The following is a 19,443-nucleotide window of genomic DNA, read 5'->3' as shown; positions in this document are numbered from 1 at the left end:
TGATGAAAATAGAAGCAATAGCAGCAAATATTTTAAGTGGTTTGGAACAGTTGGGTGAATATCCCGCATTATCACTTGAAGGCTGTGACTGGAGTGGCAGTCAGGTGCTGACTTGGACTGGTTCCGTGGTTGCAAAGCTCAATGAGCAGCTTGCAGAACAGGGCTCACAGCGAGGCAAAACACTACTCTGGCAAGCTGATAATTCTGGGAATGGGTTGCCTCTGCTGATGCACCTGGTGGCACTAAGGCTGGGCATCGGGTTTGAACTTGTGCCTGAGGCGAACCCAGAGAAGGATTGCTTGACCTTAGAGGTACAAATCCCGAATGCGTTAGAAGGCCATCGAGGTGAGTTTTCGGTATTGCTGGCAGAAAACACCACCGTGGAGACAAACCTGACCTTACTCGAAGCGCAGCAAGAAGCTTTGGGGCCTATTCAGGGAAAGGTCGCCGTATTTTCTCCGCTCAATGAATTTGCTCGCTTTGGTATTTTCGCAGCATGGAGTTGTGGGCTACCTGTGCGATTGCAGGACCCCGCTATCAACCCAGCTAAAGCGCTGGTTGCTCTGGAGCGTTCAGGGTTTTCCGGTGTGGTATTGACGTCAACTTTGCTAAAAGGCTTGGCCGCACACCCGGCATTGGCCTTGACCAATCTCAAAAGCCTGCAATGCCTTTTGTATGAAACCGATGTCTTGCTATCACAATCTCTGTTGCGGGATATTCAACGCTTATTGGCAAACGATATTTCCGGTTGGGTCTGTACCGATAAAGGTATAGAACCCGTTGCAAAGGTCCAGCAAGCCCAGACCCAAAAGCTTGCGACTCTTGTCGAAAGTGTGGCGAAACACCCTGCGGTCGCCAGCTCCGTGACAATTCCCCTTGCTGGAGAGAATCGCTGGGCGGTCTTTGCGCAGCCCAAAATGCAGGCAGAGGCCAGTAACCTTGATATGACAGGGTTGTTCGCGCGAATTAATACCGAGCTGGATGCGGAATTTGCCCATATTGATTTGGAACATGCGGTAAAGGTAACGGAACAACTTAACGCTACTGCTTTGCTATCCATGCTGAATGCTTTCAGCCACCTGGGATTGTTTTGCGATCGACATTCCGTACACAGCTTAGCGGAAATACTTGAAGCCCCTCCGGTGGCTCAGCAGCACCGAGCTTTGATCAAGCGCTGGATCAAGGTTTTACAGGAGCAGCAGTTACTTCGTACTGATGGCGAGTATTGGTCGCCAGAGGTAGATCCAGACAGCTACAGTGATGCTGCCCTGGCTCTAGCATGGACTCGGCTGGAACAGGAATGGCGGATGCTGTCTGGAGCCAGTAAAACGATCGATTACGCCCGCGCTAACGCGGAACAATTACCGGATCTAATTCGGGGCAAAGTCCAGGCTGTGCACCTGCTGTTCCCCCGTGGTAGCACTGAGTTGGCGAGTGCGCTTTACCGGGAGGGTATAGCGGCCAGGTACCAGCAGCATTCAGTAAGAGCTTTATTGAAGTCCATCTTAAATAATTGGGAAGGCCAGCAACAGACTCTGAAAATACTGGAAGTTGGTGCTGGCACTGGGTCGACTACCCAGGCTCTACTGCCAGTGTTGGATGGTGTCAGTGGCCATATCAACTTTGAATACCAGTTTACGGATATCTCTGCGGCTTTTCTCGACAGCTTTTTCGCAAAACATGGGGGGCAGGAGCAGCGCCCCTGGTTGCACCGTGGATTGTTTGATATTGATCGTTCACCGCGCAGCCAGGGATTTTCCCCCAATAGCTTCGATGTAATTATTGCCGGTGGTGTTTTTAACGCCGCCCGCGACACAGATGCATCATTGCGCAGGGCAGCCGAGTTATTGCGCCCTGGTGGTTGGTTCATTATGACGGAGCCAACCAGTGAGGAGTTTTGGGTGATGGCATCACAGGCGTTTATGTTGGTGGATGCCGTCGATGAGCGCACAGATACCGGTGCAACCTTCCTGTCACTTTCCCAGTGGCACAACGCCATGGATGCCGCCGGCTTACAGCTGGTCATGGATTTGCCTGTCACCGAACACCCTTTGTCCAGGCAGGGGCACCGCTTCTTTGCCTGTAGAGCCAAGCAACATCAAATGCGACTGTCAGCAGATTGCCTGGCCGAATATCTCGATCACTTTAAGTCAGAAATCTATATCGAAGTTTTGGACAAATTGCCTCTGACTCTTGAGGGGCAGATAGATAAGGACCAATTAGAGAAATGGGCCGTGTCCATGGCTGAAAACCGAGGAGAGTCAAATGGGAATTGATAACCGCAAGCGGGTTGTCGTTGCAGGGACAGGTTTTGGTCGTATTTATCTCGAAGCCCTGACATCGTCCAGATTACCCGGCCGAGAACATTTTGAACTCTCAGGATTATTGGCTCGTGGCAGCGATTATTCCAGGAACTGTGCCGAGCAATATGGGGTACCGCTCTATACCGAAGCAGAGCAGGTCCCCGATGATATCGATATTATGTGTGTTGTTGTGCGTTCTGGTGCAACCGGGGGCGAGGGTTCTGAAATAGCTCAATCGTTTCTTAAACGGGGTATTCATGTATTGCAGGAGCATCCGGTCCACACAAAAGAAATTACCGCAAACCTGCTAGCTGCAAAGCAGGGAAACTCGGCCTATGCCGTTAACACCCTCTACCCCAATTTGCGCCCCACCAGGCAGTTCCTGGCTGCGGCAGAATACTTGCGTCGGCACCAGCGCCTGGAAATGATCGATGCTATTTGCAACAGCCAGATGGCCTATCCGCTTTTGGATGTTATTGGTCGTGCAGTGGGAGGGCTTCGCCCCTGGTCTTTTAGCGAGCCGGTGCAACCAGAGGGCCATCCTTTTCAAAGTCTGTCGGCTACCTTTGGTGGTGTGCCCATGACTTTGCGTATTCAGAATCAGGTTCATCCACAGGACCCTGATAATCATTCCCTGCTATTACATCGGCTTGCTATAGGTGGCGAGGCTGGGGTTTTGACTTTGACTGATACTCACGGCCCCGTGCTCTGGAATCCCAGGTTGCATTCACCAAGGGACCAAACCGGCCGGCTTATTTTAAAGGGTGAGGGTACAGAGCGGCTGGCCGTTCCCAGCATGGTTACCCTGGGCGATACGGAAATGCGTAGTTACCACGATATTTTTGCCCTCACTTGGCCGGAGGCGGTTATTGAGGCTCTGCACTCCCTTTGTACTGATATCGCACAACCCGAGAAGCGCAAGCAAAGTGGTCAATGGGCATTGAGTGTCTCAATGGCGTGGAGTGATTTAACGGCCCGAATCGGTATGCCGACTTTGATCCAGCCAGGGGAACCGGAGCCGGTATCAATTCAGGCACTCGCGGATATTGTCGGTCAGGCTTGCGACTAGAGTTTTAAGAAAACACGAACAGCACAAAAAAGTGATTACGGAATTTTTACTTATAAAACGGGGTTAGGAGGAGAGATGCAAAATCAATCAGGGTTGATCATCGAAGGGCTCTTTAAGACATATAAAAATGGGGTGAAGGCGTTAAACGGCGTTAACTTGGAAGTTGGCCCCGGCATGTACGGATTACTTGGACCTAATGGTGCCGGGAAAAGTAGTTTGATGCGTACCTTGGCTACCCTGCAAACCCCGGACAGTGGTCGGATCATGCTGGATGGTGTGGATGTGCTGGCAAACCCGGACTTTATGCGCAGTAAACTGGGCTATTTGCCGCAACATATTGGCGCCTATCCTGGAATTGCAGCGCGGTCATTGCTGGAGCGTTTTGCCTGGCTCAAAGGCTTCACCGAAACAAGCGCAAGGCGCCATGAAGTGGATAGGCTATTGGAGCAGGTCAATTTGGCCGATGTAGCCGATCGAGCCGTATCAACCTATTCTGGCGGTATGCTGCGTCGTTTTGGTATTGCCATTGCATTGATTGGCGAGCCGCGCCTGATCATCGTTGACGAGCCAACCGCTGGCCTGGACCCCGCTGAACGCAATCGCTTTCACTGTGTTTTGGCGGATGTCGCGGCGGATGCCATTGTATTGCTCTCTACCCACATCGTTGAAGATATCGAAAACCTGTGCCAGCGCCTGGCCATATTGGCTTCTGGGCGTATTGTTGTTGAGGGCACAGCCCCAGAGGTAACAGACCCCCATATAGGCAATATGTGGCAAGCACTGATTCCCCGCAGCGAATCACTTCCCGCATCCCTGCATAATATTGCCAGACCCGATGGTACCCAGGTAATTGTACACGGGGAAAAACCTGCAGACTCTCGTTTTACTGCCCACACGCCTCGCCTGGAAGATATTTATCATCTGGCTATTGAGCAGGTAAAAGATCAGCGGGAGGCTGCATGAACAAGCTGGCGCTTATTGCCCATGAGGCAAAGCTGGAGATAAGAGCCGGATTTAGCAGCGGCATCGTGGCTTTGGCCTTTTGGGGGCTGGTGATCTACCTGCTTCTGAATTTGGTCAATGCCGACTACATGCAAAAAATGGGGGCCACAGATATTCCCCGGAACTCACCATCACTCATTTACCTGATGGGTGCGGGATGTATGTTCTTTCAGTTTTTTGCCTGGGCCTGGGTATTTTCACAACCGATTCTGCGGGATCGCAAAGCCAGTTTGCATGAAGTGATCTATACAACACCGAATTCCCTGAGCGTAATGCTTTGGGGGCGGTTTCTTGGCGCTGCGGTAATAGGAGCCATATTAAGTGCATCTGCGCTGGTAGGGTTTTTGGTCTCGCCGGTATTGGTGTGGATGGGCTTGCTGCCCGAAACAGCGATTGGCCCAGCGCCCTGGAAAGCCCTTGGCTTTGTATGGATCTGGTTACAGATTCCCGCGAGCATCGGTATTGGTGCTCTGTATTTTGTCGCTACGCTGCGAACCCGCAGCCTGGCCGGTCCTTTTGGGCTCGCAGCGGCTTTAATGATGTTGTGGATGTTTGCTGTGATCGTTCTTCGGGGTGGCAATATTAATCCGCAGCTGGCTGCGGTTATGGACCCCTCGCTGTTTACTTTCGTTTATACGGAGGTTACTTCCTGGACACCACTGCAAAAATCAACCTCCCTACTGCCGTTTACTTTGGGTTCGGTACTGAATCGAATTCTATGGTGTCTTGTTCCTTTGCTTGCCTTGGCGGCTTGCCTGAAATACTTGCGAAGGGAAACACTGGTACTGGAAGGGGCTGCCAAACCTGCCCGGGCGAAGGCCGCTAAAAAGGCAGCCACTCGCAAGGTTAAAGATTTCTCTCCATCTAAGCCCGATACCGCATCGGTTGGCCGCTCCCTGCGTCAACTCATGCTGGAAGCCCGCTGGAGATTATTTCACGTATGGAGTAGTCGCGCTTGGTGGGTCGGTGTTGCGGTCCTGGTAATAATGGGGGTGGCTAGCTCGTTTACCCAGATCATCTGGCACGCTGAAGGGCCTATGGCACCGCGCTTGGAAATGCTATTGCCGCTTCTCAAGGATGTTATTTTCCTGGTTATTGCTTTTGTAATCGCCGCATTGACTGGCTTGGTGTGCCGCAGGGATCAGGTGCCCGGGTTTGACGACATGCTGTCTGCAACCCCCGCGCCCGACTACACACGATTATTTGGCGTTGCCCTTACCGTATTCGCCATGACGGTGCTGTTGGCCCTGTTGCCGGGTCTATCGGGCATTATTGCTGTGCTTCTCACCGCTCCGGCATCTGTCGATATCGTACAGGCGTTCACTTATCAATTGCTGATAGTGACAGCTCCTTTATTGGAGTTGTCGATGATGGTGCTTTTGGTGCATGCATTGTTCCGCCATGCGGGCTTTGCCTATTCCATGTCAATGTTTGTGACCTTTATTCTGGTCCTCAATCATGAGCTGGAGCTGGTGCATTACCCGCCCTATGAAGTGGGTATCACTGCTCATATTCAACTGTCAGCACTCAGTGGTTGGGAACCCTGGATCGGTTATTTATTGGCCTTGGATGGATTTAAAGTTGCGCTTGCCCTATTGATGATCGGCCTGGCCGCTCTTTTGATTCCCCGTGGACTGGATAGCCGCATGTCTCAGGGTTTTGCCCTGATACGTTCACGCCTTATGGCCCCTCAGGGCGCCCTGGTGGCTTGTTCTGCTTTATTTCTTCTCGGTCTCGGTTCTGTATTGGGAGATAGGCTGGTAGTGCAGGGCGGATATCAATCACCAGAGCAACTCAAACAAGAAGATGCCCTCTGGGAATCTTATTGGCTGCCGAAAGCGAGTGGGTTTGAGGTGTCCGGTGGTGAATTGAATATCAATATCAACCCGGATAACCAAACAGTAGAAGGTGAGTGGTTATTGCATAAAGTTCATGTCGAAGGGCAGGGCTTGCAGTTTGAATTACCCCACGGATTTGTATTGGTTAAGGCCTTAGTGGGCGGGCGTGAAGTCACACCGGATCAGCGTTACGACCATATGTCGCTGCCAATATCAGGCTGCTCTGAACAGGGTTGTAACATCAAACTGTTGTGGCAAATGACGGCGCCGGGGTGGTCCGCAGAGGGAGAGCCCTCAGGGCTAACTGCCAGTGGAGTCTGGTTACAAGCGAGCGATATTGTTCCGCGTATCGGTGTTGACCCCGAGCGTATCTTGCGTGTGTCAGCGGAACGTGAAGCGCTGGGCTTGAACCCTGAGTTCAGCCTGCCGGCTTCACAACTGGCCACAACCCTTGAGGGCGCGGCCCCATCGGGGGACTGGCGCTGGCAGATCCAAATCCAACGGGATGATAAAAATGTCTTTAGTGAGCAGGGGAGCACTCATGGCCCCTTGGATTTCTCCATTCAATGGGCACCCAATACGAAACTAGCGGTATTCGATGGGTTTGATGTTTCCCATGATTCCGATCGCTCAAATATGGTTTCTGCCATTGCTAAAGACGTTGGGCAGATGCAGGCCTGCGTGAGCCAGCGGCTGGGTACTGATATCGAAATTAAACGGATTGCCCAATGGCCAAGAGGACTTGGAGAGACACGGGCCAGCGGTAATTTGCTGCAATTGTCCGAGGGGCCTCATTGGGATATTGCCGATGAAGGTACAGGGCGTTGGCTGCGGCGGGTCGATATCGCCCGAGCTTTGGCCCGCCAGCATTTACTGGAAAGTTCGGACATACGACGTATTGCCGGCTCCGCGTGGCTCAGCGATGGAGTTTCCGGAGCGATTGGCCTGCTTTGTGTAGCGGAAATCGATGGCATCGAAGTGCTTGATGATGTGCTGGTTCGATACTCCGATAAGACGACCAGAGACTTGGCTGGCAGTGAGGTACCCGTTGAGCGCTTGAGCACCGCACCGATTTCCGGTTGGACTCGCTACTATGCGCCGGTGGCCGCACTGGACTGGACGCTTCTGCAATCTCCTGAGTCCCTGTCCGCGTTACTCGATGACATCAAGCAGCAGAAGAATATTGAAAATGTACTGAGCGCTTATGTCGGTGAGACACGGACGCAAAATATGCTCGGGGCTCCTCTTTCATCAGCTCTAACGGTCGAGTACCTGGAGTCCGGTCAAATACGCCTGGACGGACAGCGTTGGCGCTGGGAGAAGGGTGGATGGCAGCCGGTCGCACAAACGGCCAGCTACCGTTTGCTAGCCGATATCAATGAGTTGGATTCCGAGGTCATCAATGGAAAAACGCTGATTGAGCGTCTGCCCTCGGAGAAAGTTCTAGCGCTGGATATCTGGCCTTCCTATCAGCGGGACCCTGCACAGAATTTACTGGCTGAGAGTTCTGAAGTATCGAATATCAATTAATAGCCTAAGTAATAGAAAGGAAATTCAATTTATGCTCAGCTTAAACCTAGATAAGAAAGTACTTGCGAAACAAATTTCGCTAATATCGGCAAGTCTGCTATACGCTTCCGGAGCCTACTCTGCGGCGGAAGGAGCGGAAAAGGAGAGTTCTTCCGAAACAGAAATGGAAGTCGTTGAAGTTACTGCCCGGCTTACAAAAGAGAAAGCCAAGGATGTTCCCTTCAGCTTGAGTGTTGTTAGCGAAGAGGATTTGAAAAACCGATTGCTGCTCAATTTTGAAGATGCATTGCGCAGTGCACCTGGAGTAGATGTTTATTCTTCCAGTGGTGCGGTGGATGCAAATATCCGTATTCGCGGGGTTGGTTCACTGACTCAGGTAAATAAGGATGATGGCTCCGTTGTAGTGAACCTTGATGGCGTATCTATGCCTGCGGGAAATGTGTCCCTTGGGACCCTTGATATCGAAAGACTGGAAATATTAAAGGGGCCTCAAGGGACCTTATTCGGGCGCAACAGTGAAGCTGGCGCTATTAATATTACCACTAACAAGCCAACCGAAGAGTTTGAAGCTTACGGACGTGTAGAGCTCGGAGAGGATAACCAGAGTTTATATCAAACTGTGATCAGCGGCCCATTCTCTGAATCACTCCGTGGCCGAGTAGCCATCCGACATATCAGTGAGGACCATTGGGTTGAGAATACGACTAACGGCGATCCAATGACTGAACCCAAAGACCTGGCTTTCAGAGGTAGTCTGGAATGGGATTTGGGTGCGAAAACATCAGCCTTATTTATTGCTGAGAAGCAACAACAGGAAGGCTTTCTGAACCTTCAGTTATTACAACCTTTCGGTGATGACCCTGGCAGTGAACACACACCAGGAGCTTTTGACGATAATGAAAAAACCGTTGAGCGATTTTCCACTGAAATCAATCACCAATGGGCGAATACTCAACTGACTTCTATCACTGCATTGGTCAACACGGATTTTAGTTACCTAACCGGTTTTGACCAAGAGACTGCCCAAGCAGTGTTCAATTTCCCAATGGAGTATCTTCGTGGCGATAGCCAGGACGAGCAGACCATCAGCCAGGATCTACGCTTGTCCTCATTGCCTGAGGCATCTACATTCTGGGTGATTGGACTCAATCTACAAGAAGGTGAAAGAAGTTTTGACTCAATTGATTTGGTGTCCTTCGCCAATCAATACCGGGATTACGATACTGATAGCCAGGCTATTTACGGTGAGACTACATTACCTGTAACTGATTCCCTGAAATTTACAGCTGGACTACGTTACACCCAAGAGAGTAAGAAGTACGCCGGTGAGTATTCCAGCTACGGTACGGATGGCAATCTCTACGTTTCTCAAGATCAAAGAGATTTGGACGATAGTTATACAACTGGCCGATTGGCTCTTGGTTATTCGCTGTCCAATTCTACAAATATCTATGCAGTTGCCGCACGAGGCTATAAATCCGGTGGGTTCAATGACTTTGCTTTGCAGTCGGCCGATAGCGTTGCTTACAAGCCCGCAACTGTCGACACCTTCGAGCTAGGCATTAAAAATGAGTCAGATAGTCTGAATATCAGTGGTGCTGTATTCTTTAGCTCTGTGGAAGATGATCATTTGTTAGGCTTTGATTTTGCTTCCTATTCCTCTGCTGCAGTAAATGCAGATACGGAGACATTTGGTGCAGAGCTTGAGGCCGATTGGTTTATTACCGAGCAGTTTAGTATTGCCGGTGGCTTGAGCTTCCTGGATACGGAAATTACAAAAGATGTGTATGGTGTTTCCGGCGGTGACGTTTTGGCGGGTAATGAAGTGCCTGACGTACCCAGCTGGAGTGCTAGCCTGGCATTGAATTACTACCAGCCTCTACCAGACTTTATGGGGTTAAGCGCACCGGCTCTCAATACCAACCTGACTGTACGTCATGTAGATGAGCGCCCGGCAGATGCACAAAACCACTTTAACCTGGATGCTTACAGCAAGGTGGACCTTCGTGTAGCACTGCAAACGGACTCTATGGAGCTTTATCTGTTTGCTGACAATCTGCTTGATGAGCAGTATCAGTTATATGGCTACACCAATGCGATATTTGCCCCTGATGCCAGAATAGGGGCGCCGGCAAAAGGACGTCGTGCGGGAGTTGGAGTTCTATACCGTCTGTAATGAGATTTCGACAGTTTAGTTAACGACTGTTTTATCTATCTTGATGGTGAGTGGATCAATCTCTGTAGAGATTGATCCACTAAATAGCTCAGAGGCTCCTTAGCTTGCTGGGTTGATTGTACTCCCATGCAATAGAGTCGGGTCCAAATTTTCTCTCAGTCCACTAACCTCTATACCCGTAACTTTGGTTGTAGGCCCGGGTTTGACATTAAATGTGGAATCTTTATCGATTAAACGTTGTACAGTTTTCCAGTCTTGTTCACTGACTTCCATGTGCACTTTACTCAGGCCAGTAGCACCATTTTTATGGTTTGTTTCTTGAGGGTACTGAGGTGGGTTATATGGACTTACAATAAATGGCAGTCGCTCAGAGCGAGGATAAACAAAGCGGAAGCTGGTTTTTTGTCCGTTTGGTTTGGTTCGTTGCCAGGGAATCACTCGCCCGGTTTGAACACCCTCACGCTTCATCGCTGAAAGATCATTATCAAAATCGTCACTGACTAAGGCAACATCACAAAAACCTTCCCCTTCTTGCGACCAACGTATCATCCTACGTCCTGCGCCCCGGCCGGCAAAGAGATCAATAATCCATTTGAAGTATTGAGCATTGGATGGTGATGTCAATAACTCAATAATAGCCCCTTCACTAAACCAAATATGGGCGTGCTGGGCGTTCTTTTCTTTTGTGGCGTAATCCACAGAAAAACCGAGCTGACGGAAATCTCGTACAGCTTGATGAATATCCTCCACCCAGAGTAAAACGTGGCTACAGCGTGTTCTCATAAGAGTGCCTTTTGTCTAAAAATAGTGTTGTTTGTTTAGTTTTTATTTTTTAGGCGGCAGTTGTTAGTTAATCATTTCTTGTGGTTGATTTAACCATACCAGAAATTACGATAAGGGTGATTTAACTTTTGCCGAAATTTTAACAATTATGAAAGTAATAGAATCTACTTGGTGACTCTTTCAGGAATTGTATGGGCCGCTAAACAGTGTAGGGGTCAACGCTCCGTAGTGAGAATCGGATGTCTATTTCTAAAAACACAAAAGACTGATGTGGCTTGGACCGAGCAGAAATTACTCTGAAACCTCAGGTTTGATCCCCACGCAATATTTGGCGGGAACCTCATCTAAGCTAAATGCCTTCATCAGTTTTCTGCTTGCTCCCACATAAGACTCTACCGTTGCACCAGACCAGTAACCCGTATCACAATTCAGGGATACACAGTCGCCTCCAAAAGTTACAAAAGGCTTATCACGTACAATCTTGCATGTGCATATGGCTTTGAGTGGATTCATCGGGTCGACAATGCAGGGTTGATCCAGGCAATCAGTCCACGGTTTACCTTCGGGGCAGGAAAGTACAGGCTTGGTGGGAGCCTGCGCGAAAGAAAATGTCGATAAGGCTTTTTTGACGTCGTTTGAGTCAGTCACAGGAGTCCGGTTTTTACATTCAGAAAACCCGAAGTTCAACCCCTTATTAACGTCACATCTGCAAACTGCATTTGAATCTGGATTACTGGGATCTGGAATGCATGGGGCAGATGTGCATAGAACATACTCATTATTACAAATGATGCCATCACTATTCTTGATTGAGTTATGACTATTCTCTTCTGCTGCCGTTTTAGCTCCCATAAAAGCAAGGGAAATCAAAATTATTGTGAATAGAAGTGACAGTTTCATCATGAGCAGCTCTTTTATACGTTAATCGACAAAATAGAATGAAAGCTGATATTTCCCAGATGAAGACGATTGAAGTGTCGTTTTTTCGATTGGACTTGACTTCATCCCCCTCGATATCTCATGGACTATCAGCCCGTTTACGGTGCCTCTGTTCTATTCGACAAGGGATCTTTGGAGTTAAAAGACACACTGGGGCCGCCGTAGGAGTATGGTTGGGAGGCTGAAGGTTTTAGCGGTAAAATTTGGGATCGAACCCTGGCTCCATCCTTGGGGCCACAAAAGAAGTGGGTAGTGGCTAGGTCAATGACATATAGATAAAATTCAAGTTAGCTTGCGGTGGTTTTGGCCAATTTCAATAGTCCAGCTTTCAGAGACACCGGAGGCTTCAGCGAACTGCTCCCAATTTGCTACCGCACTTGCGACCTGATCAATTATCTCCATTGGGCGCTTAATACTGATGGATTCCCCTAATGTTATTAAGTCATCTAAATTGAAGTGATCACGCTTTCCGTTAATACTTATCTGGTGTTGACTTGTCCAAGCTCCGCCAGGATTGTGGGCATAAGTCAGGTCAAAGGCTGGTGAAAGGGACCATTCTCCGGCTGGGTCCATAAGAAATGCAATATTCTTTGTATGATCATCTTGATTCCTGGCCAATACGTTGAAGACCATACGTCGATATTGCTGAACGGCTTCATTTTTAGGCAGATATAGTTCACGCATTATGCTGAATACTTGCTCATAGGAGTGTGCGCCTGCCATGTTGAAATCCAAGTGCGCAATACCACATAGAGACTGCATATGAAGCTTTTGCCCGTTTACCCGATCAAAGCGCCGCGTCATAAAATGCGCTCGGCCATTTTCCTCCAGTAGCCCGCACTCCGCCATATTGATACCCGCTTCGCGAGCCATATGATAATAGGCGTATTCAACCCGCCCATAGCCATCGCTTGCCCTGAGTTCAAGATCTCCCGCGCCGTCAAATTTTAAAAGCCAGTAGTCATAGCCTTTAGGGGCGGGGACCTGACCAGAGCGAATATCCCCCTTATCATTCATGGCAATAACTGCTTTTGCTCGAGCGCCTCCGGCACTGGTGCCAACGCGCAAAATGTCCAGCAAGGAGCCTGATTTTTCAGTATCACTATGTCCAAATTGCGTATTGAGATCCGTCTGCCTATTGGTAATTGCGGCAGCTAGATTGACTAATTCTTCAACGTTCAGGTCGACAGAGTCTTTGAAGGTGCCGTCCACCGCTGGTTGAAATTCAAGCGCGCCCATGCCACGAGTACCGGTGTAACAGAGTCGCTCAATAGGGTTGAAGCTGTCTGGAGTTCGCCCTTGGCGTGCGAGCCAGGCATCAATCACCGCATTGCCGAACTTGTCAGGCAGGCAATCGGCGAGGAGTCCCGGTAATCCTTTAAATGTTTCCCGACCGAGGCCGCGAAATGTATATGGCTCATTTGAAGCTTCAATAGGCATGGTTATCGGAGCTATATCCAGCCCCCGACGCAAGAACTCCGGTGCATACTCGAATGAACCATAACCACTGTCACCCCAGTGGACAGCGCCTACCAACTCGCCCCACAAGTGAACTGTTGCGGCATTTGTCTGGTTTACCATTCCGGCTTGCTCCTTTTCTTATTGCTGTTCAAGGGCAGGGTATCGCGCTGATTCTGTGAGCTGCGGCTGGCTCTCTGCCGCTGTTTACCTTGAGTAGCAATTTGCATCGGACTTACTGCCGGTTCAGGTAAGAAGCTATCCAATGAATCAAGTTGGCGAAGTACTCTCAGCGCAGCAACAAGGCTATCAAGCCTGCCACGACCAGCCTCCAGCCCTTTAATGGTGGAGGTGGATAGGCCTGCACGCTCAGCCATGTCATCCTGAGTAAGGTTCATTCGTAAGCGGTAGTTTTTGAGACGATTGCCCAGCGACTCAAGTATTTGCTTATCTGATTGACCGTGAAATCCCATAATAGTTGCCTTTCCACCCTTTGATTAGGTTTTGTCGAGCTAAAGGGTGCTTTTTGAGCTATTATAGTCTACAAAGGTTAAAAGTGTTAATAGTTGGAGTTGCAGCTATTAATGCTTAAATTGATCGTTTACAGGTGTTATTCAGGCTATTATTTGTATTAATCCTATTATTTATGGAGGCCGCCTCTACCGGAAGCTCAACTTCTGCTGGCGATAAGAGAAACACCTGTTCTACATAAGATTTGATGCCATAGGCGGGCGACTACTTTCCTCGGGGATGATTAGGCTCCACTGCTGCTATTAGATTTCTTGCCGTTGCCAAATGGGAACAACTAAGAGGTTTCTATGGAGATTTACATTAGCTACTGCCATGAACAGTGGCCGCAAATTAACTAGAAGCAAATTGTTTCCCTATATTGTTCTATGGGTAAACCAACAGTAGCTGACCGTTACAAAATTTATCCCTGTTAACTCCTAGTTAATAGGAAAGCTTATTTATAAGCTTACTTGTAGTTTGTGGGGGAAGTTTGGTTGTGATTAAATTTTTATAAGCCTGAATACCAGTTTTAGTATAGAGAGTCTCAGCTCTTCTAAATCTTATATCTTCTGCTATTTACGTTGTCTTAGATTCTTAGTAAATGGACTATCGTACAAAAAAGATCGGGATAGCTCGTATTGTGACTCCATATTGGACTTTCGAGTGAAAAAAGCCTTTACTAAGCCCCTTGTATAAGCAGGTATTGAGTTAATTGGATTCGCAGCCTAGTTTCACTGGTGCGCATTCATATCGTATTTGAAAGCCACTCTAAGTATTGTAGAAAAGTAGATAATGAAGAAAAAGATTGATGCGGCTATATCAATAGTTTTAGTGATTTGTTCATTCTTGGCCGCAGGCAAGGTTTGGGCAAGAGAAGAAGTTGCTACATCTCCCATACCAGATTGGGTAACAAAGGTAGTAGTTCCTGAAGTAAAAGAGCGGCCGATCGATAAAATCCAGGATGGGGTTCATTATCTTCTTCTGGACTCGCAGATCAAAGCGGGGGATAAGCCAGAATTTGAATACTTCTTTCGAATGGCTGAATACATTATTAACCCAGAGGGGGTTGATGAAAGCTCACAGATAAGTATTGATTATGACCCAGAGTATCAAAAGGTTACATTACATACTCTTAATGTGATCCGCGATGGACAGGTTTTAAATAAACTCAATACTGCGCGAATAGATCATATTCGGCGCGAAGAGGAGATGGATGAGTCAGTCTACCATGGTCAATTAACACTCAATATTTTGTTAGACGATATCAGGGTGGGTGATGTTGTAGAGTATAGCTACACGCGTTCGGGGGTGAATCCTGTTTATCAGGGGATATTTGCATATAGCTCCAGTCTGAATTGGTCTGTCCCACTTGAGAGACTCTATTTGCGTATATTGTGGGAGAAGCAAACACCTCTCTATAGTTCAATTTTAAATAGCGATTTGGAACTCAAACAAAAAGATCTGGGTGGTGCCAGAGAGTATGTCATCGAGGACAATAAACTTGATCCAGTTAAATCTGACGATGGGACTCCTTCCTGGTTTAGTCCTTGGGGCGCTATTTACTTTAGTGAACTGGCAACCTGGGAAGATGTTGGTGTCTGGGGATTAGGGTTATATCAAGGAGTTTTTAATGTTGATGCGGAGATAGCCAAATTAGTCGCTGACATCAAGTTAAATCACAAAGATAAGAGTTCTCAAATCTCTGCCGCACTTCGGTTTGTCCAGGGGGAGATACGTTACTTAGGGATAGAGTTGGGGGAAAACTCACACAAGCCCAGACCAGCGAGCACGATTTTGCGGTATAGATATGGAGATTGTAAAGATAAAACCGTACTGTTTCTAACTCTATTGAAAGAACTTGGAGTTGTTGGCTACCCGGCTCTAGTCAATACCGAAACAAGACTTAAAGATAGAATCCCCAGCGTAAGGTCATTTGACCATGTTATCAGCTATTTTGAATTTGAAGACAAAGAGTATTGGGTAGATCCAACGCGTAGCTATCAGCATGGTGACTTGAGCAGTATTTTTCAGCCAGATTATGGAAAAGCACTAATACTCAGGCCGGGCATTGATGACTTGGTAAATATGGAGCCAGATGTCGCAAAGTATGGAGTATTTGTAAAAGATGAGTTCACAGTACTGGATGACGGCCCTGCAACCTTTACAACCACTACTGTAAATTATGGTAAGGACGCTGAAAGGCAGAGACAGCGTTTAGCTAGCAATGGGCGAGATCAAATACAGACAGAATACTTGGAGTTCTTTGAGGATTATTATTCCGGGATTGAAGTCGCTGCTCTAATTGAGCTCGAAGATAACCCAGAGCGAAATATATTCACCTCTCATGAGCAATATAAGCTGGAAAATTTCTGGGAAGATAAACCAGATAGAAAGCGCCAGGAGGTTGATTTTTATGCAAACATTGTTAGCCCATGGGTATCTGAGCCGGATGATCAGGATAGGCACCATCCCTTGGCTTTATCGTATCCAGAGCATATAGAGCAGGTTATTGAAATTCACTTCGAAGGAGACGATTGGTTTTTTGATAGTGAGTATTTTGAGGAAGATAACAGCTTTTTCTATTTCAAAAATGAGGTTTCCTATCAGGAAACCAGTAAGACACTTTCACTGAAATACATATACCGCAGTAAGGTTGATCATGTTAAGCCGAGTGAATATCAAGCCTACGTAGAAGCTATTAACAAACTCAAGAATCAACTGAGTTACGGTATCTATCAGTCTTATGCAAATACCTCAGGAGATACTGAGAGTGGTTTCTTATCACAGTTATCGACCGCTACGTATATCTATATCTATGCAGCAATGTATGTCTTCCTGGTCTTTATGTGGCGCTTTGATAGATGGAAGAACCCTGTAAAGGAAGATACGATTTTTTACCCTGTCTCCCTGGGTAAGCTGACGGCGATGTGGGTTTTTACATTCGGAATTTTTGGTGTTTATTGGTTTTATAGAAACTTCAAATATATCCGGGAGCAGGAACGTAGTGCGATCATGCCGCTCGCTAGAGGTATTTTTAACAAGTTCTGGTACTTCCCCCTTTGGAATAAACTCCGTGAAGATAGTGAAAATCGATATGGTAAATCATATTTGCCAAACAAAGGATTTGCAGTTGTATTGGCCATTACCTTTTTGATCTCACCAGTCTTGGGTAGATATACGGGCTACCCCCTGGTGTTCCAGCTTCTAACCGTGCTAACAGTATTGCCATTGGCAAACTATTTACTGTTTGTGAATGGCGATAAGTCACCAGCGGTAATTGAGGGTTCCAAATGGCGTGCTAGGCATGCTTTGTTAGTGGTGTTGAGCTTGCCGGTGTGTGGGCTGGTGGTCGGTGGAGAGTTTGGTATTTTAGCTAGCGACAAGGTTGTTGAAGGAAGTGAGATATCAGATAGGGACCTCAAGTTTATGCAGAGAAAGGGGATCCTAAAGGCTACTGATGAGGTAGCATATTTCTATAGTGACGCGCTTCTATTCGTGAGTGAAGATGGCAATGGTTTTACACAACGCCATGTATTTTCCTATTGGAAAGATGGGGATATTTTGGAAAAGGAAATGGCATCTTACGAGGATATTGAGGATCTACAGGTAGACTGGTCCAGTTCTTTAGGTGATACCACTACGGTAACGGTTGTCAGAAAAGATGGTAGTGATTTTATACTTTATGTTTCCAATCTTGGGGGGAAGGATAAGGTGTTTATATCCTCCCTTAAAGAGCGATTGAAAGCTGTTCTATAGGTAGGTTGGGAGCTGCTGGAGCTTAAATTTATAGAATAGCTCCAGCTGTCCTACCTTGAATTTTTTAGACTTGGGATAAGGTAAAATTCATAAATACCTCTTGTACTTTTTCAGTCTTCAGGTTTCATACCTAAAGACTGAAAAAGCCTCTGATGTTGTTCAGGTTCCATTTCTTCAAACTTATGGTGCTATGCGAGCGTTGAGGCTTCATCAATCCCTTCGGCTCTAATGATTTCTACCCATTGGCTCTTTGTGACCATTATTCAATAGAGAGTTGTCCGCTTTCTTTCCTACGCACCCAGCTTGCTGCCAGTAAAAATTGCTGATAGATTCTAAATGTGATCACATTTCAGTTGGGCAAAAATGTAAATAAGTTAAAGGGAAGGGATAGTTTATGGTGAGTCCGATTGTAAGGGCCGGGGTGGAGCGGAGTAATGAAGTCGCAGGACTGGTAACAAAATTGCTGCAAGCCCTTGTCGGTCATAAGCGCAACATCGATCCAGAGGTGATGGCAGTAACGGCTAAGAAGCTGTTATTACAAGATAATGGATTCCATGCTTTCCTATATCATGTCGATGGAGCTCCTGTAGGAGTTATTACCCTATCCAGATCTGCCGCTATTTATGCCGGAGGCAACTACGGGGTAATCGAGGAGCTGTATGTTGAACCAGAGTTCCGCTCGCAGTTTATTGGCAAGGCTCTTTTGGCTGAGGCGATCAGCTTTGCGAAGGAAGAGGGCTGGCCACGGTTGGAAGTTAGTACTCCGGAAAGAGAAAGCTGGCAACGAACAATTGATTTTTACCTCCGAGAAGGTTTCCTCGAAAATTCGGTCGGGGAGAGGTTGAAGCTGGAATTGTAGCTCTTAACCAGAAAAGGAACAGGTCGCTTTGAAAAAAGAAAGTCGTATAGGCTGAGTTTGATCTGACAGGGTAATTCAAAAAGTAGCGCTGTCTGCCAGATCAAGCTTGGGCCACAGGGCTCAGTGGTGTGTTAAACCAGAGCTGCGACTAGCCTCAAACAAAAACCATGACCGCTTTTCCGCCTGATCAATATACTCTTCCAGCAAGCTTGCTGTAGCAATATCTCTGTGCTCATCACAAAGTTCGTGGACTTTACGCATACTTGCGATCATTTCCCGGTTGTCTTCGCCTAGCTCTAACAGCATATCTTGCGGATCTACATACTCGGCATCATTATCTGAAGAACGCTGTAGCTTAGCGATATGGCCAATGGAGCGAAGCGTAGTGCCTCCTAGTTTGCGTACGCGCTCCGCCAGTGCATCGGTCATCTCGAATACTTCATCGGCTTGATCATCAAAAAGCAAATGGTAGTCCCTGAAGTGGGGGCCGCTAACATGCCAGTGAAAGTTCTTGGTCTTCATATATAGGCTGAAAGTATCTGCCAGCAGGGTATTAACGGCAATAGTAATGCTGGCCCTCGCACTCTCACTTAAATCAGAGGGGGCGGCTAGCCTGGATTGTGTGCCTACCGCTTCTCCAGTTGCTTTTCTCATATTAAACCTCACAAGTTATGACAAAGGGACAGGTGTGGCAGTCGGTGTCTCCATGGCACTAGATTAGACACCTATATGGCGACTAGCCATTCACAAAGGGGAAGATATTTAAGGTCTTCACGAGGGGCTGCGTAACTTGGGGTATTTAAACATTGATAGCGAAGACGCGCTGGAAACAATTGTTTGTCGGCACTGCTTAAACCACCAAAAGTATGCCCTTGCCATTGAAGTTGCTACTGCACTTAAAAAAAGTGTCCTCTCTGAATTTGATAGTTCTCGGGGAAGTAAAGAAGCCTATGCCTATAAAGCTATATCCAGGTGCGATCGTTTAATTTCACTGGCGAAAGAACACTTATAAAGGTCAAGATATAGCAGTTATACAACTCGGAGGGATTAGATTTGCTGTTGATTTATCAAACGGTGAATGGTTAGCTCAAGTAAGAGGCTGATAACTAGCGCCAATTAAAGTAGTAGATTTTTTCTTTTCTTTCATACTCGCAAGAGCGCCCATCCCTCATTGAATCAACTTACCAGTCATCAAAAGTCATAGTTAAATAAAATATTTT

The 19,443-nt window shown here is 47.4% G+C and carries 13 protein-coding genes; 8 read left to right on the top strand and 5 right to left on the bottom strand.

Annotated elements, in window-relative coordinates; genetic code table 11:
* Positions 1-2 precede the first annotated feature (2 nt).
* From ACJJIM_RS09525 to ACJJIM_RS09505, 5 genes are all read left to right on the top strand, one after another.
* The gene (locus ACJJIM_RS09525) at positions 3-2,276 is read left to right on the top strand and encodes a class I SAM-dependent methyltransferase (protein ID WP_444913119.1); all 2,274 of its coding nucleotides are present in this window, start codon (positions 3-5) and stop codon (positions 2,274-2,276) included.
* The gene (locus ACJJIM_RS09520; RefSeq protein ID WP_444913118.1) at positions 2,266-3,372 is read left to right on the top strand and encodes a Gfo/Idh/MocA family oxidoreductase; all 1,107 of its coding nucleotides are present in this window, start codon (positions 2,266-2,268) and stop codon (positions 3,370-3,372) included. The genes ACJJIM_RS09525 and ACJJIM_RS09520 overlap by 11 nt, the downstream gene beginning before the upstream one ends.
* 75 nt (positions 3,373-3,447) lie before the next feature.
* Positions 3,448-4,335: an ABC transporter ATP-binding protein gene (locus tag ACJJIM_RS09515; protein ID WP_444913117.1), complete on the top strand. Its 888-nt coding sequence runs from the start codon at positions 3,448-3,450 to the stop codon at positions 4,333-4,335.
* Entirely contained in the window at positions 4,332-7,742 is a 3,411-nt protein-coding gene (locus ACJJIM_RS09510; RefSeq protein WP_444913116.1) for an ABC transporter permease, read from the top strand. Before ACJJIM_RS09515 ends, ACJJIM_RS09510 begins: the two co-directional genes overlap by 4 nt.
* Before the next feature lie 31 nt (positions 7,743-7,773).
* Positions 7,774-9,918, top strand: a complete 2,145-nt coding sequence (locus tag ACJJIM_RS09505; protein WP_444913115.1) for a TonB-dependent receptor — start codon at positions 7,774-7,776, stop codon at positions 9,916-9,918.
* Positions 9,919-10,017: 99 nt separating this feature from the next.
* On the opposite strand, the gene ACJJIM_RS09500 is transcribed toward ACJJIM_RS09505, so the two are convergent.
* The 4 genes from ACJJIM_RS09500 to ACJJIM_RS09485 all read right to left on the bottom strand — a co-directional run bounded on the left by ACJJIM_RS09500 (position 10,018) and on the right by ACJJIM_RS09485 (position 13,571).
* Positions 10,018-10,701: a VOC family protein gene (locus tag ACJJIM_RS09500; RefSeq protein WP_444913114.1), complete on the bottom strand. Its 684-nt coding sequence runs from the start codon at positions 10,699-10,701 to the stop codon at positions 10,018-10,020.
* Positions 10,702-10,992: 291 nt separating this feature from the next.
* Complete coding sequence (locus ACJJIM_RS09495; protein ID WP_444913113.1) at positions 10,993-11,604, bottom strand: hypothetical protein; 612 nt, start codon at positions 11,602-11,604, stop codon at positions 10,993-10,995.
* A gap of 318 nt (positions 11,605-11,922) precedes the next feature.
* Positions 11,923-13,221, bottom strand: a complete 1,299-nt coding sequence (locus ACJJIM_RS09490) for a type II toxin-antitoxin system HipA family toxin (RefSeq protein ID WP_444913112.1) — start codon at positions 13,219-13,221, stop codon at positions 11,923-11,925.
* Complete coding sequence (locus ACJJIM_RS09485) at positions 13,215-13,571, bottom strand: helix-turn-helix transcriptional regulator (protein ID WP_282932855.1); 357 nt, start codon at positions 13,569-13,571, stop codon at positions 13,215-13,217. Before ACJJIM_RS09485 ends, ACJJIM_RS09490 begins: the two co-directional genes overlap by 7 nt.
* An 829-nt stretch (positions 13,572-14,400) precedes the next feature.
* On the opposite strand from ACJJIM_RS09485, the gene ACJJIM_RS09480 reads away from it, so the two are divergent.
* A complete protein-coding gene (locus ACJJIM_RS09480) occupies positions 14,401-17,364 on the top strand; it encodes a DUF3857 domain-containing transglutaminase family protein (RefSeq protein WP_444913111.1) in 2,964 nt (987 codons plus the stop codon).
* Positions 17,365-17,758: 394 nt separating this feature from the next.
* Complete coding sequence (locus tag ACJJIM_RS09475) at positions 17,759-18,223, top strand: GNAT family N-acetyltransferase (RefSeq protein WP_444913110.1); 465 nt, start codon at positions 17,759-17,761, stop codon at positions 18,221-18,223.
* A gap of 120 nt (positions 18,224-18,343) precedes the next feature.
* On the opposite strand, the gene ACJJIM_RS09470 is transcribed toward ACJJIM_RS09475, so the two are convergent.
* Positions 18,344-18,877 (bottom strand): Dps family protein, encoded by a 534-nt coding sequence (locus ACJJIM_RS09470; protein WP_444913109.1) that lies wholly within the window; start codon positions 18,875-18,877, stop codon positions 18,344-18,346.
* A gap of 136 nt (positions 18,878-19,013) precedes the next feature.
* On the opposite strand from ACJJIM_RS09470, the gene ACJJIM_RS09465 reads away from it, so the two are divergent.
* On the top strand, positions 19,014-19,235 hold the full coding sequence (locus tag ACJJIM_RS09465) for a hypothetical protein (RefSeq protein WP_282932851.1): 222 nt from the start codon (positions 19,014-19,016) through the stop codon (positions 19,233-19,235).
* Positions 19,236-19,443: the final 208 nt, after the last annotated feature.

The sequence above is a fragment of the Microbulbifer maximicatervae (SeqCode) genome, from assembly GCF_052467615.1.
The sequence above is the reverse complement of the archived record's forward strand: the minus strand, read 5'-3'. Positions and strand labels throughout refer to the sequence as shown.